11 protein-coding genes and 1 pseudogene are annotated in these 13,960 nt (G+C 51.8%); 10 read left to right on the forward strand and 2 right to left on the reverse strand.

Going from position 1 to position 13,960, the window contains the following annotated elements; genetic code table 11:
- Window positions 1-16 precede the first annotated feature (16 nt).
- The 9 genes from infB to mtr all read left to right on the forward strand — a co-directional run bounded on the left by infB (window position 17) and on the right by mtr (window position 11,465).
- On the forward strand, window positions 17-2,689 hold the full coding sequence (gene infB, locus ACJHX3_RS02830) for a translation initiation factor IF-2 (RefSeq protein WP_094308702.1): 2,673 nt from the start codon (window positions 17-19) through the stop codon (window positions 2,687-2,689).
- 158 nt (window positions 2,690-2,847) lie between these two features.
- A complete protein-coding gene (gene rbfA / locus ACJHX3_RS02835; protein ID WP_001040205.1) occupies window positions 2,848-3,249 on the forward strand; it encodes a 30S ribosome-binding factor RbfA in 402 nt (133 codons plus the stop codon).
- The gene (truB, locus tag ACJHX3_RS02840) at window positions 3,249-4,193 is read left to right on the forward strand and encodes a tRNA pseudouridine(55) synthase TruB (protein ID WP_000089698.1); all 945 of its coding nucleotides are present in this window, start codon (window positions 3,249-3,251) and stop codon (window positions 4,191-4,193) included. The genes rbfA and truB overlap by 1 nt, the downstream gene beginning before the upstream one ends.
- 148 nt (window positions 4,194-4,341) lie before the next feature.
- Window positions 4,342-4,611 carry a 30S ribosomal protein S15 gene (rpsO, locus tag ACJHX3_RS02845; protein ID WP_000059466.1) on the forward strand — a complete coding sequence of 90 codons (270 nt, stop codon included), beginning with the start codon at window positions 4,342-4,344 and terminating at the stop codon, window positions 4,609-4,611.
- A 246-nt stretch (window positions 4,612-4,857) separates the two neighbouring features.
- Window positions 4,858-6,993, forward strand: a complete 2,136-nt coding sequence (gene pnp, locus ACJHX3_RS02850; protein WP_001298330.1) for a polyribonucleotide nucleotidyltransferase — start codon at window positions 4,858-4,860, stop codon at window positions 6,991-6,993.
- A 108-nt stretch (window positions 6,994-7,101) separates the two neighbouring features.
- On the forward strand, window positions 7,102-7,986 hold the full coding sequence (gene nlpI / locus ACJHX3_RS02855) for a lipoprotein NlpI (protein WP_000802080.1): 885 nt from the start codon (window positions 7,102-7,104) through the stop codon (window positions 7,984-7,986).
- Between the two features lie 106 nt (window positions 7,987-8,092).
- The gene (gene yrbN / locus ACJHX3_RS02860) at window positions 8,093-8,173 is read left to right on the forward strand and encodes a protein YrbN (RefSeq protein ID WP_010723222.1); all 81 of its coding nucleotides are present in this window, start codon (window positions 8,093-8,095) and stop codon (window positions 8,171-8,173) included.
- Window positions 8,166-10,067 carry an ATP-dependent RNA helicase DeaD gene (deaD, locus tag ACJHX3_RS02865; RefSeq protein ID WP_001306022.1) on the forward strand — a complete coding sequence of 634 codons (1,902 nt, stop codon included), beginning with the start codon at window positions 8,166-8,168 and terminating at the stop codon, window positions 10,065-10,067. Before yrbN ends, deaD begins: the two co-directional genes overlap by 8 nt.
- A gap of 153 nt (window positions 10,068-10,220) precedes the next feature.
- The gene (mtr, locus tag ACJHX3_RS02870) at window positions 10,221-11,465 is read left to right on the forward strand and encodes a tryptophan permease (protein WP_000224345.1); all 1,245 of its coding nucleotides are present in this window, start codon (window positions 10,221-10,223) and stop codon (window positions 11,463-11,465) included.
- A 60-nt stretch (window positions 11,466-11,525) separates the two neighbouring features.
- On the opposite strand, the gene ACJHX3_RS02875 is transcribed toward mtr, so the two are convergent.
- Window positions 11,526-12,056, reverse strand: coding sequence for a hypothetical protein (locus tag ACJHX3_RS02875; RefSeq protein ID WP_042064332.1), 531 nt, complete (start codon window positions 12,054-12,056; stop codon window positions 11,526-11,528).
- A 158-nt stretch (window positions 12,057-12,214) separates the two neighbouring features.
- Between ACJHX3_RS02875 and ACJHX3_RS02880 the strand changes: the two genes are divergently transcribed.
- The gene (locus tag ACJHX3_RS02880) at window positions 12,215-12,934 is read left to right on the forward strand and encodes a murein L,D-transpeptidase family protein (RefSeq protein ID WP_042064331.1); all 720 of its coding nucleotides are present in this window, start codon (window positions 12,215-12,217) and stop codon (window positions 12,932-12,934) included.
- Here the strand turns inward: ACJHX3_RS02880 and ACJHX3_RS02885 are convergent.
- Window positions 12,912-13,919, reverse strand: a pseudogene (locus tag ACJHX3_RS02885) (luciferase-like monooxygenase). The gene ACJHX3_RS02880 and the pseudogene ACJHX3_RS02885 overlap by 23 nt on opposite strands.
- Window positions 13,920-13,960 lie beyond the last annotated feature (41 nt).

Raw genomic sequence — 13,960 nt, forward strand, 5'->3', positions numbered from 1 at the left:
AGCAGGAAGGAACAGCATGACAGATGTAACGATTAAAACGCTGGCCGCAGAGCGACAGACCTCCGTGGAACGCCTGGTACAGCAATTTGCTGATGCAGGTATCCGGAAGTCTGCTGACGACTCTGTGTCCGCACAAGAGAAACAGACTTTGATTGACCACCTGAATCAGAAAAATTCAGGCCCGGACAAATTGACGCTGCAACGTAAAACACGCAGCACCCTTAACATTCCTGGTACCGGTGGAAAAAGCAAATCGGTACAAATCGAAGTCCGCAAGAAACGCACCTTTGTGAAACGCGATCCGCAAGAGGCTGAACGCCTTGCTGCGGAAGAGCAAGCGCAGCGTGAAGCGGAAGAGCAAGCCCGTCGTGAGGCAGAAGAATCGGCCAAACGTGAGGCGCAACAAAAAGCTGAACGTGAGGCCGCAGAACAAGCTAAGCGTGAAGCTGCTGAACAAGCGAAACGTGAAGCTGCGGAAAAAGACAAAGTGAGCAATCAACAAGACGATATGACTAAAAACGCCCAGGCTGAAAAAGCCCGCCGTGAGCAGGAAGCTGCAGAGCTCAAGCGTAAAGCCGAAGAAGAAGCGCGTCGTAAACTCGAAGAAGAAGCACGTCGCGTTGCTGAAGAAGCACGTCGTATGGCGGAAGAAAACAAATGGACTGATAACGCGGAACCGACTGAAGATTCCAGCGATTATCACGTCACTACTTCTCAACATGCTCGCCAGGCAGAAGACGAAAGCGATCGTGAAGTCGAAGGCGGCCGTGGCCGTGGTCGTAACGCGAAAGCTGCGCGTCCGAAGAAAGGCAACAAACACGCTGAATCAAAAGCTGATCGTGAAGAAGCACGCGCAGCAGTACGTGGCGGTAAAGGCGGAAAACGTAAAGGTTCTTCGCTGCAGCAAGGCTTCCAGAAGCCTGCTCAGGCCGTTAACCGTGACGTTGTGATCGGCGAAACTATCACCGTTGGCGAACTGGCGAACAAGATGGCGGTTAAAGGCTCTCAGGTCATCAAAGCGATGATGAAACTGGGCGCAATGGCAACCATCAACCAGGTTATCGATCAGGAAACCGCACAGCTGGTTGCTGAAGAGATGGGCCACAAAGTTATCCTGCGTCGTGAAAACGAGCTGGAAGAAGCGGTAATGAGCGACCGTGACACGGGTGCAGCGGCTGAACCGCGCGCGCCGGTTGTGACCATCATGGGTCACGTTGACCACGGTAAAACCTCTCTACTGGACTACATTCGTTCAACGAAAGTGGCCTCTGGCGAAGCGGGCGGCATTACCCAGCACATTGGTGCATACCACGTTGAAACTGAAAACGGCATGATCACCTTCCTGGACACCCCGGGGCACGCCGCGTTTACTTCAATGCGTGCTCGTGGTGCGCAGGCAACGGACATCGTAGTCCTGGTTGTTGCTGCCGACGACGGCGTAATGCCGCAGACCATCGAAGCAATCCAGCACGCGAAAGCGGCGCAGGTTCCGGTGGTGGTTGCAGTGAACAAGATCGATAAACCAGAAGCCGATCCGGATCGCGTTAAGAACGAACTCTCCCAGTACGGCATCCTGCCGGAAGAGTGGGGCGGTGAAAGCCAGTTCGTACATGTGTCTGCGAAAGCGGGTACTGGTATCGATGAACTGCTGGACGCTATCCTGCTGCAGGCGGAAGTTCTGGAACTGAAAGCGGTACGTAAAGGTATGGCGAGCGGTGCGGTTATCGAATCCTTCCTCGATAAAGGTCGTGGTCCGGTTGCTACCGTTCTGATACGTGAAGGTACTCTGCACAAGGGCGATATCGTTCTGTGTGGCTTCGAATACGGTCGTGTTCGTGCGATGCGCAACGAACTGGGTCAGGAAGTGCTGGAAGCGGGTCCGTCCATTCCGGTGGAAATCCTCGGCCTGTCCGGCGTTCCGGCTGCGGGTGATGAAGTTACCGTTGTACGTGACGAGAAGAAAGCGCGTGAAGTTGCACTCTATCGTCAGGGTAAATTCCGCGAAGTTAAACTGGCGCGTCAGCAGAAATCTAAACTCGAGAACATGTTCGCCAACATGACCGAAGGCGAAGTTCACGAAGTGAATATCGTCCTGAAGGCAGACGTACAGGGTTCTGTGGAAGCTATCTCCGACTCCTTGCTGAAACTGTCTACTGACGAAGTTAAAGTGAAGATCATCGGTTCTGGCGTAGGTGGTATCACCGAAACCGACGCTACCCTGGCTGCGGCGTCCAACGCCATCCTGGTTGGCTTCAACGTACGTGCTGATGCCTCTGCACGTAAAGTAATTGAAGCGGAAAGCCTGGATCTGCGTTACTACTCCGTCATCTATAACCTGATCGACGAAGTGAAAGCGGCAATGAGCGGTATGCTGTCTCCGGAACTGAAACAACAGATTATCGGTCTGGCGGAAGTTCGTGACGTATTCAAATCACCGAAATTTGGTGCCATCGCAGGTTGTATGGTTACCGAAGGTGTGGTTAAACGTCACAACCCGATCCGCGTTCTGCGCGACAACGTGGTTATCTACGAAGGCGAGCTGGAGTCCCTGCGCCGCTTCAAAGATGACGTTAACGAAGTCCGTAATGGTATGGAATGTGGTATCGGCGTTAAGAACTACAACGATGTCCGCACTGGCGATGTGATCGAAGTATTCGAGATCATCGAAATCCAACGTACCATCGCTTAAGGTTGTCTGGGTTGTAGGCCGGATAAGGCTTTTACGCCGCATCCGGCAGCCGTTGCCTGATGCGACGCTCGCGCGTCTTATCAGGCCTACACAGCCCTTTCCACCTGAGATTAATTTTAAAAGGGGCTATGGCCCCTTTTTTGTCAGGAGAATTTATTATGGCGAAAGAATTTGGTCGCCCGCAGCGCGTAGCGCAGGAAATGCAAAAAGAGATCGCTCTCATCCTGCAGCGTGAAATTAAAGATCCTCGTCTGGGCATGATGACCACCGTTTCCGGTGTCGAAATGTCTCGCGACCTGGCGTATGCCAAAGTATATGTAACGTTCCTCAACGACAAAGATGAAGACGCGGTTAAAGCGGGCATCAAAGCGCTGCAGGAAGCTTCTGGTTTCATCCGCAGCCTGCTGGGGAAAGCGATGCGCTTGCGTATCGTGCCGGAACTGACCTTCTTCTACGACAACTCGCTGGTTGAAGGGATGCGCATGTCAAACCTGGTGACCAGCGTGGTCAAACATGACGAAGAACGTCGTGTTAACCCGGACGACAGCAAGGAGGACTAATGAGTCGTCCTCGTCGTCGCGGTCGCGACATTAACGGCGTGTTGTTGCTGGATAAACCGCAGGGTATGTCCAGCAACGATGCGCTGCAAAAAGTGAAACGGATTTATAACGCCAACCGTGCTGGGCATACCGGTGCGCTGGACCCGCTGGCAACTGGCATGTTGCCAATTTGCCTCGGGGAAGCGACGAAGTTTTCCCAGTATCTGCTGGACTCCGACAAACGCTATCGGGTGATTGCGCGTCTTGGACAGCGTACCGATACGTCTGACGCCGATGGACAAATCGTTGAAGAACGTCCGGTAACCTTTAGCGCAGAGCAACTGGCGGCGGCACTGGATACTTTCCGTGGCGATATCGAACAGATCCCATCGATGTATTCAGCACTGAAATACCAGGGCAAAAAACTGTACGAATATGCGCGTCAGGGCATTGAAGTTCCGCGTGAAGCGCGCCCGATTACCGTTTATGAATTGCTGTTTATTCGCCACGAAGGCAATGAGCTGGAGCTGGAAATTCACTGCTCAAAAGGCACTTATATCCGCACCATCATTGATGACCTGGGTGAAAAACTCGGTTGTGGCGCGCATGTTATTTACCTGCGTCGTCTGGCGGTAAGTAAATATCCGGTTGAACGGATGGTGACCCTGGAACATCTGCGTGAACTGGTTGAACAAGCCGAACAGCAGGATATTCCAGCCGCGGAGTTACTTGATCCATTACTGATGCCAATGGACAGTCCAGCTTCGGACTACCCGGTGGTGAATCTTCCGTTAACGTCTTCTGTTTACTTCAAAAATGGTAACCCGGTTCGTACATCCGGTGCGCCGCTGGAAGGACTGGTTCGCGTTACTGAAGGTGAGAACGGCAAGTTTATCGGTATGGGCGAAATTGACGATGAAGGCCGCGTCGCGCCTCGTCGCCTGGTGGTTGAATACCCGGCGTAATGTTAACCGTCTTGCGATAACAGGTCGCTACGAGTAGAATACTGCCGCTTAACGTCGCGTAAATTGTTTAACACTTTGCGTAACGTACACTGGGATCGCTGAATTAGAGATCGGCGTCCTTTCATTCTATATACTTTGGAGTTTTAAAATGTCTCTAAGTACTGAAGCAACAGCTAAAATCGTTTCTGAGTTTGGTCGTGACGCAAACGACACCGGTTCTACCGAAGTTCAGGTAGCACTGCTGACTGCACAGATCAACCACCTGCAGGGCCACTTTGCAGAGCACAAAAAAGATCACCACAGCCGTCGTGGTCTGCTGCGCATGGTTTCTCAGCGTCGTAAACTGCTCGACTACCTGAAACGTAAAGACGTAGCACGTTACACCCAGCTCATCGAGCGCCTGGGTCTGCGTCGCTAATTCTTGCGAGTTTCAGAAAAGGGGGCCTGAGTGGCCCCTTTTTTCAAGCTGACGGCAGCAATTCACTGGAAACTAATGTATTGTTGCTATGAATGATCTTCCGTTGCAGAGGTTCGCGCGGCTAATGAGAGGCTTTACCCACATTGGGCTGGGTTAGGGTTGTCATTAGTCGCGAGGATGCGCAGAAGATCGGGTATTAACACCAGTGCCGTAAGGTACTGTCTAAGAAAGAGAAAGGATATTACATTGCTTAATCCGATCGTTCGTAAATTCCAGTACGGCCAACACACCGTGACTCTGGAAACCGGCATGATGGCTCGTCAGGCTACTGCCGCTGTTATGGTTAGCATGGATGACACCGCGGTATTCGTTACCGTTGTTGGCCAGAAAAAAGCCAAACCAGGTCAGGACTTCTTCCCACTGACCGTTAACTATCAGGAGCGTACCTACGCTGCTGGTCGTATCCCGGGTAGCTTCTTCCGTCGTGAAGGCCGCCCAAGCGAAGGCGAAACCCTGATCGCGCGTCTGATTGACCGCCCGATTCGCCCGCTGTTCCCGGAAGGCTTCGTCAACGAAGTTCAGGTTATCGCCACCGTGGTTTCTGTTAACCCGCAGGTTAACCCGGATATCGTCGCGATGATTGGTGCTTCCGCAGCACTGTCTCTGTCTGGTATTCCGTTCAATGGTCCGATTGGTGCTGCCCGCGTAGGTTACATCAATGACCAGTACGTACTGAACCCGACTCAGGACGAACTGAAAGAGAGCAAACTGGATCTGGTTGTTGCGGGTACTGAAGCCGCTGTACTGATGGTTGAATCTGAAGCTGAACTGCTGAGCGAAGACCAGATGCTGGGCGCAGTAGTGTTCGGTCATGAACAACAGCAGGTTGTTATTCAGAACATCAATGAACTGGTGAAAGAAGCCGGTAAACCGCGTTGGGATTGGCAGCCGGAGCCGGTAAACGAAGCGCTGAACGCGCGCGTTGCTGCACTGGCTGAAGCTCGTCTGAGCGATGCTTACCGCATCACCGACAAACAAGAGCGTTATGCGCAGGTTGATGTCATCAAATCTGAAACCATCGCGACGCTGCTTGCTGAAGATGAAACCCTGGACGAAAACGAACTGGGTGAAATTCTGCACGCTATCGAGAAAAACGTTGTTCGTAGCCGCGTACTGGCAGGCGAACCGCGTATCGACGGTCGTGAAAAAGATATGATTCGTGGTCTGGATGTGCGTACTGGCGTGCTGCCGCGTACTCACGGTTCTGCGCTGTTCACCCGTGGTGAAACTCAGGCGCTGGTTACTGCAACGCTGGGTACCGCTCGTGACGCACAGGTTCTTGATGAACTGATGGGCGAACGTACCGACACCTTCCTGTTCCACTACAACTTCCCTCCGTACTCCGTAGGCGAAACCGGCATGGTCGGTTCTCCGAAGCGTCGTGAAATTGGTCACGGTCGTCTGGCGAAGCGCGGCGTGCTGGCAGTAATGCCGGATATGGACAAATTCCCGTATACCGTACGTGTGGTGTCTGAAATCACTGAATCCAACGGTTCTTCTTCTATGGCTTCCGTGTGCGGCGCGTCTCTGGCGCTGATGGACGCAGGTGTGCCAATCAAAGCTGCCGTTGCGGGTATCGCAATGGGTCTGGTGAAAGAAGGCGACAACTACGTTGTACTGTCTGACATTTTGGGCGACGAAGATCACCTGGGCGATATGGACTTCAAAGTTGCGGGTTCCCGCGACGGTATCTCTGCATTGCAGATGGATATCAAAATTGAAGGTATCACCAAAGAGATCATGCAGGTTGCACTGAACCAGGCTAAAGGTGCGCGTCTGCATATCCTGGGCGTAATGGAACAGGCGATCAACGCGCCGCGCGGCGATATCTCTGAGTTCGCTCCGCGTATCCATACCATCAAGATCAACCCGGACAAGATCAAAGACGTTATCGGTAAAGGCGGTTCTGTTATCCGTGCTCTGACCGAAGAAACTGGCACCACCATCGAAATCGAAGATGACGGTACTGTGAAAATCGCAGCGACCGACGGCGAGAAAGCGAAACATGCTATTCGTCGTATCGAAGAGATCACTGCAGAAATCGAAGTGGGCCGCGTCTACAATGGTAAAGTGACCCGTATCGTTGACTTTGGCGCATTTGTTGCCATCGGCGGCGGTAAAGAAGGTCTGGTACACATCTCTCAGATCGCTGACAAACGCGTTGAGAAAGTGACCGATTACCTGCAGATGGGTCAGGAAGTACCGGTGAAAGTTCTGGAAGTTGATCGCCAGGGCCGTATCCGTCTGAGCATTAAAGAAGCGACTGAGCAGTCTCAACCTGCTGCAGCACCGGAAGCTCCGGCTGCTGAACAGGGCGAGTAAGGTTGCCATTTGCCCTCCGCTGCGGCGGGGGGCTTTTAACCGGGCAGGACGCCTTGTTAGCAACCGGGAACAGGACGTTCATTCAACCGTGGTCTTCGGGAGTGGGAAATGAAGCCTTTTTTGCGCTGGTGTTTCGTTGCGACAGCACTTACGCTTGCAGGATGCAGTAATACTTCCTGGCGTAAAAGTGAAGTCCTCGCGGTACCATTGCAACCGACTTTACAGCAGGAAGTGATTCTGGCACGTATGGAACAAATCCTTGCCAGTCGGGCTTTAACCGATGACGAACGCGCACAGCTTTTATATGAGCGCGGAGTGTTGTATGATAGTCTCGGTCTGAGGGCATTAGCGCGTAACGATTTTTCGCAGGCGCTGGCAATCCGACCGGATATGCCTGAAGTATTCAATTACTTAGGCATATATTTAACGCAGGCAGGCAATTTTGATGCTGCCTATGAAGCGTTTGATTCTGTACTTGAGCTTGATCCAACTTACAACTACGCGCACTTGAATCGCGGGATCGCATTATATTACGGTGGTCGTGACAAGTTAGCGCAAGATGATCTGCTGGCGTTTTATCAAGACGATCCCAATGATCCTTTCCGTAGTCTGTGGCTTTATCTCGCCGAGCAGAAGCTCGATGAGAAGCAGGCTAAAGAAGTGTTGAAACAGCACTTCGAAAAATCGGATAAGGAACAGTGGGGATGGAACATTGTCGAGTTCTACCTGGGCAACATTAGCGAACAAACGTTAATGGAAAGGCTCAAGGCGGACGCAACGGATAACACCTCGCTCGCTGAGCATCTCAGTGAAACCAACTTCTATTTAGGTAAGTACTACCTAAGTCTGGGGGATTTGGACAGCGCCACGGCACTGTTCAAACTGGCGGTTGCCAACAACGTTCATAACTTTGTTGAGCACCGATACGCATTGTTGGAATTATCGCTCCTGGGCCAGGACCAAGATGACCTGGCAGAATCGGACCAGCAATAGCTGACGTACACATCAGCCCGTAATCTTTTTTGATTGCCATCACCTTAACGGGTGAGGGCGTTGTTGTTCGTTAATACACCTACTTTGAGCCGGTTCACACTTTTCAATGAAAATTGCTGATCAATTTCATGATGAGTTATGTAGACTGGCCGCCATTAATTTTGAGGCACACGTACTACATGGCTGAATTCGAAACCACTTTTGCAGATCTGGGCCTGAAGGCTCCTATCCTTGAAGCCCTTAACGATCTGGGTTACGAAAAACCATCTCCAATTCAGGCAGAGTGTATTCCACATCTGCTGAATGGCCGCGACGTTCTGGGTATGGCCCAGACGGGGAGCGGAAAAACTGCAGCATTCTCTTTACCTCTGCTGCAGAATCTTGATCCTGAGCTGAAAGCACCACAGATTCTGGTGTTGGCACCGACCCGCGAACTGGCGGTACAGGTTGCTGAGGCAATGACGGATTTCTCTAAACACATGCGCGGCGTAAACGTGGTTGCCCTGTACGGCGGCCAGCGTTATGACGTGCAATTACGCGCCCTGCGTCAGGGGCCGCAGATCGTTGTCGGTACTCCGGGCCGTCTGCTGGATCACCTGAAACGTGGCACTCTGGACCTTTCTAAACTGAGCGGTCTGGTTCTGGATGAAGCTGACGAAATGCTGCGCATGGGCTTCATCGAAGACGTTGAAACCATTATGGCGCAGATCCCGGAAGGTCATCAGACCGCTCTGTTCTCTGCAACCATGCCGGAAGCGATTCGTCGCATTACCCGCCGCTTTATGAAAGAGCCGCAGGAAGTGCGCATTCAGTCCAGCGTGACTACCCGTCCTGACATCAGCCAGAGCTACTGGACCGTCTGGGGTATGCGTAAAAACGAAGCACTGGTACGTTTCCTGGAAGCGGAAGATTTTGATGCGGCGATTATCTTCGTTCGTACCAAAAACGCGACTCTGGAAGTGGCAGAAGCTCTTGAGCGTAACGGCTACAATAGCGCCGCGCTGAACGGTGACATGAACCAGGCGCTGCGTGAGCAGACACTGGAACGACTGAAAGATGGTCGTCTGGACATTCTGATTGCGACCGACGTTGCGGCCCGTGGCCTGGACGTTGAGCGTATCAGCCTGGTAGTTAACTACGATATCCCGATGGATTCTGAGTCTTACGTTCACCGTATCGGTCGTACCGGTCGTGCGGGCCGTGCTGGCCGTGCGCTGCTGTTCGTTGAGAACCGTGAGCGTCGTCTGCTGCGTAACATTGAACGCACCATGAAGCTGACCATTCCGGAAGTTGAACTGCCGAACGCAGAACTGCTGGGCAAACGTCGTCTGGAAAAATTCGCCGCTAAAGTACAGCAGCAGCTGGAAAGCAGCGATCTGGATCAATACCGTGCACTGCTGAGCAAAATTCAGCCGACTGCCGAAGGCGAAGAGCTGGATCTCGAAACTCTGGCCGCCGCACTGCTGAAAATGGCACAGGGTGAACGTACTCTGATTGTTCCGCCAGATGCGCCGATGCGTCCGAAACGTGAATTCCGTGACCGTGATGACCGTGGTCCGCGCGATCGTAACGACCGTGGCCCGCGTGGTGACCGTGAAGATCGTCCGCGTCGTGAACGTCGTGATGTTGGCGATATGCAGCTGTACCGCATTGAAGTGGGCCGCGATGATGGTGTTGAAGTTCGTCATATCGTTGGCGCGATTGCTAACGAAGGCGACATCAGCAGCCGTTACATCGGTAACATCAAGCTGTTTGCTTCTCACTCCACCATCGAACTGCCGAAAGGTATGCCGGGTGAAGTGCTGCAACACTTTACGCGTACTCGCATTCTCAACAAGCCGATGAACATGCAGTTACTGGGCGATGCACAGCCGCATACTGGCGGTGAGCGTCGTGGCGGTGGTCGTGGTTTCGGTGGCGAACGTCGTGAAGGTGGTCGTGAAGGCGGTCGTAACTTCAGCGGTGAACGCCGTGAAGGTGGTCGTGGTGATGGTCGTCGTTTTAGCGGCGAACGTCGTGAAGGCCGCGCTCCGCGTCGTGATGACTCTACCGGTCGTCGTCGTTTCGGTGGTGATGCGTAATCATCGCTGAACAGCGAACACAATCTGTAAAATAATATATACAGCCCCGATTTGTACCATCGGGGCTTTTTTTCTGTCTTTTGTACTCGTGTACTGGTACAGTGCAATGCATAACAACGCAGTCGCACTATTTTTCACTGGAGAGAAGCCCTCATGGCAACACTAACCACCACCCAAACGTCACCGTCGCTGCTTGGCGGCGTGGTGATTATCGGCGGCACCATTATTGGCGCAGGGATGTTTTCTCTGCCTGTGGTCATGTCCGGGGCGTGGTTCTTTTGGTCAATGGCGGCGCTGATCTTTACCTGGTTCTGTATGCTGCATTCCGGCTTGATGATTCTGGAAGCTAACCTGAATTATCGAATCGGTTCTAGTTTTGACACCATCACCAAAGATTTGCTGGGCAAAGGCTGGAATGTAGTCAACGGCATTTCCATTGCCTTTGTGCTCTATATCCTGACTTACGCCTATATTTCTGCCAGCGGTTCGATTCTGCATCACACCTTCGCGGAGATGTCGCTAAACGTCCCTGCACGGGCAGCTGGATTTGGTTTTGCACTGCTGGTAGCGTTCGTGGTGTGGTTGAGTACGAAAGCTGTCAGCCGGATGACAGCAATTGTGCTGGGGGCGAAAGTCATTACTTTCTTCCTCACCTTCGGCAGCCTGCTGGGGCATGTACAGCCTGCGACATTGTTCAACGTCGCCGAAAGCAATGCGTCTTATGCGCCGTATCTGCTGATGACACTGCCATTCTGTCTGGCATCGTTTGGTTATCACGGTAACGTGCCGAGTCTGATGAAGTATTACGGCAAAGATCCGAAAACCATCGTGAAATGCCTGGTGTACGGTACGCTGATGGCGCTGGCGCTGTATACCATCTGGTTGCTGGCGACGATGGGCAACATCCCTCGTCCGGAGTTTATCGGCATCGCCGAGAAGGGCGGTAACATTGATGTGCTGGTACAGGCATTAAGCGGCGTGCTGAACAGCCGTAGCCTGGATCTGCTGCTGGTCGTGTTCTCAAACTTTGCGGTAGCAAGTTCGTTCCTTGGCGTAACGCTGGGTTTGTTTGACTATCTGGCAGATCTGTTTGGTTTCGATGACTCGGCTATGGGCCGCTTGAAAACAGCATTGTTGACCTTTGCACCGCCTGTTGTGGGTGGTCTGCTGTTCCCGAATGGATTCCTGTACGCCATTGGCTATGCTGGCTTAGCAGCTACCATCTGGGCGGCAATTGTACCGGCGCTGTTGGCCCGCGCATCGCGTAAACGCTTTGGCAGCCCGAAATTCCGCGTCTGGGGCGGTAAGCCGATGATTGCGCTGATTCTGGTGTTTGGCGTCGGCAACGCACTGGTGCATATTTTATCGAGCTTTAATTTGCTGCCGGTGTATCAGTAATTGAACGAGCCGGATGAGCAGTTTTCATCCGGCAATAATTCACAAGTACACGAGATGGTATCAAATAAACCCCTGTTTATTATAAAGTTCTTCAGCGAGAGTTTCCCCGTGCTCATCGAAAAAAGCATCGGCGATAGTTAAATTTTCTGCCTTAGGATTTGCCGTTATTTTGCTACCATTGGCATCAAATTCGAGCGCGATAGCGGTCTCCGAACCCCACCAGTAATAATAAATTAGCGCAAAATTATTTTCCCCTGGCGTAATAAACTTCTCGATTCCCCGCACACAGGCCATGAGTGGCATGAAGATTTCATAGCTCTCTGAGAGAAATATGTGATCCATCGTGACTATCTGTGTTTCTTTATTAAAGTTGATATGTTCGGCATAAATATTCTTTTCACTTTCACCAGAATTACAAGCTGCAAGATTGTTAAGCATTTTTGCAGGATCGCCGTACAACCGCTGCTTCTCGATAAACCATGGTAACCAGTCGTCATAGTCTTTGATATTTGTTGCTGGTGAATGGAAAAACTTCTCGAGGTTACTCTCGGTAATATGTGCATGAAGAAAAAAGGAAGCCGGTTCACTCATGATGATTTTCTCTGGTAATAAGTCGATTTGTTCATTTCTCTGTTTGGTGATGATAAAACGATGACTATTTTATAAAAGTACAGAACTGGACCTTTCATCTATTTCATATCATAAGAAAATATATACAAGAACTGGCTCAGAATAAGCGGAATACGAAAATGGGGCGTAAAGGACTACTTGCTATTGTATTGTTGAGCCTGTTTATCGCCATGATTTTTCAATTTTTCTGGCCTGCCCCACACGATGAGCACGTTTTCCTGCTGGTTGAAAAACCTGTCGTACCGTCTTTAAAAATCATTCACGCCGGCGACCAGTTATTTATCCGCATTCTGAAAGCGGAAGATAAGCTGGAACTGTGGGCAAGCACCAACAACAAGCCTTACGAACTCTATAAAACCTGGACTATATGCGCGTGGTCTGGTGGCTTAGGGCCAAAGCACAAACAGGGGGATGGTAAAAGCCCGGAAGGTTTTTATGCCACCAACAAAGGGTTACTTAACCCAAACAGTCGCTATCATCTGGCATTTAATATTGGTTACCCGAATGCTTACGATCGGGCAAACGGCTACACCGGTGATTTCATTATGGTTCACGGAAACTGCCTTTCGGCGGGCTGCTATGCCATGACCGATGCTGGTATTGAAGAGATTTATCAACTGGTGGCGCAGGCGCTGAATAGCGGGCAGAAGAGCGTGCCGGTGCATATCTTCCCGTTTGCGATGAACGAAGAAAATATGCGCCAGGCGCAGGTATGGCCGGAATATAATTTCTGGCGTATGTTGAAGCCCGGCTATGATTACTTTGAAAAAAATCGCCGATTGCCAACCATCACCATTGAAAACCGGCGTTATAAAATCAGCCCAACAACTCTTCCTTAACATCCATCGCCAGTTCAAACGAATGCAGGCGTGCCTGGTGATCGAAAATCTGCCCGTTAACCATAATCTCATCGGCGTCGGTTTCGCGCAGGATCGACTGCAAGCCATGACGCACTTTCGCTTTATCACCTACCAACGACATACTCAGCGCCTGCTGCACGCCATACTGCTCAGACGGTGACCAGAACTGATCCATATTTTGAATCGGTGGCGGTAGTTGTCCGGTTTCGCCACGGCGTAGTTTCACAAAGGCTTGCTGCATTGAGGTAAACAGAAATTCAGCGTCGCGGTTGCTGTCGGCGGCGATAATATTGATGCACACCATCGCATACGGTTTTTCCAGCCGTGCCGACGGTTTGAAGTTGCTGCGATAAAGATGCAGCGCCTGGAACAACATATCCGGCGCGAAGTGTGAGGCAAACGCAAACGGCAGACCAAGCTGCGCCGCCAGTTGCGCGCTGTAAAGGCTGGAGCCTAACAACCACACGGGGATTTTCTCGCCATAGCCTGGTACCGGGCGCACATGCGGATTGGGATCGCGGGCGTCAAACCAGTCCACCAGCTCCGCGACATCGCGGGGGAAATTATCAATATCGCCGCTCATATGACGACGTAGAGCCATCATGGTTCGCTGGTCACTACCCGGAGCACGACCCAGCCCCAAATCGATTCGCCCCGGATAGAGCGTATTAAGCGTGCCGAACTGTTCGGCAATGACCAACGGTGAGTGGTTAGGCAACATCACGCCGCCAGACCCCAGATGCAGCGTAGTGGTATTCGCCGCCAGATAGCCAATCAAAACTGATGTTGCAGCACTGGCAATGCCGGTCATATTGTGGTGTTCCGCCAGCCAGTAGCGATGATAGCCGCGCTTTTCAGCCAGACGGGCGAGGTCGAGAGAGTGGGAGAACGCTTATCGCGCTGAAGAACCTTCGGGAATAGGGGCCAGATCGAGTAGCGAAAACGCAATGGTTTTATCAGTCATAACAGCTCACTTTGTTACCGATTAATCTTTAATACTGCATT

Source organism: Escherichia sp. WS1265, assembly GCF_046487585.1.
Taxonomy (GTDB): Bacteria; Pseudomonadota; Gammaproteobacteria; order Enterobacterales; family Enterobacteriaceae; genus Escherichia; species Escherichia coli.

Excerpts from the sequence above, each read along its gene's own strand:
- deaD (WP_001306022.1), top strand. The coding sequence starts at position 8,166 with ATGGCTGAATTCGAAACCACTTTTGCAGATCTGGGCCTGAAGGCTCCT.
- mtr (WP_000224345.1), top strand. The coding sequence starts at position 10,221 with ATGGCAACACTAACCACCACCCAAACGTCACCGTCGCTGCTTGGCGGC.
- infB (WP_094308702.1), top strand. The coding sequence starts at position 17 with ATGACAGATGTAACGATTAAAACGCTGGCCGCAGAGCGACAGACCTCC.
- rpsO (WP_000059466.1), top strand. The coding sequence starts at position 4,342 with ATGTCTCTAAGTACTGAAGCAACAGCTAAAATCGTTTCTGAGTTTGGT.
- nlpI (WP_000802080.1), top strand. The coding sequence starts at position 7,102 with ATGAAGCCTTTTTTGCGCTGGTGTTTCGTTGCGACAGCACTTACGCTT.
- ACJHX3_RS02880 (WP_042064331.1), top strand. The coding sequence starts at position 12,215 with ATGGGGCGTAAAGGACTACTTGCTATTGTATTGTTGAGCCTGTTTATC.
- ACJHX3_RS02875 (WP_042064332.1), bottom strand. The coding sequence starts at position 12,056 with ATGAGTGAACCGGCTTCCTTTTTTCTTCATGCACATATTACCGAGAGT.
- truB (WP_000089698.1), top strand. The coding sequence starts at position 3,249 with ATGAGTCGTCCTCGTCGTCGCGGTCGCGACATTAACGGCGTGTTGTTG.
- rbfA (WP_001040205.1), top strand. The coding sequence starts at position 2,848 with ATGGCGAAAGAATTTGGTCGCCCGCAGCGCGTAGCGCAGGAAATGCAA.
- yrbN (WP_010723222.1), top strand. The coding sequence starts at position 8,093 with ATGAAAATTGCTGATCAATTTCATGATGAGTTATGTAGACTGGCCGCC.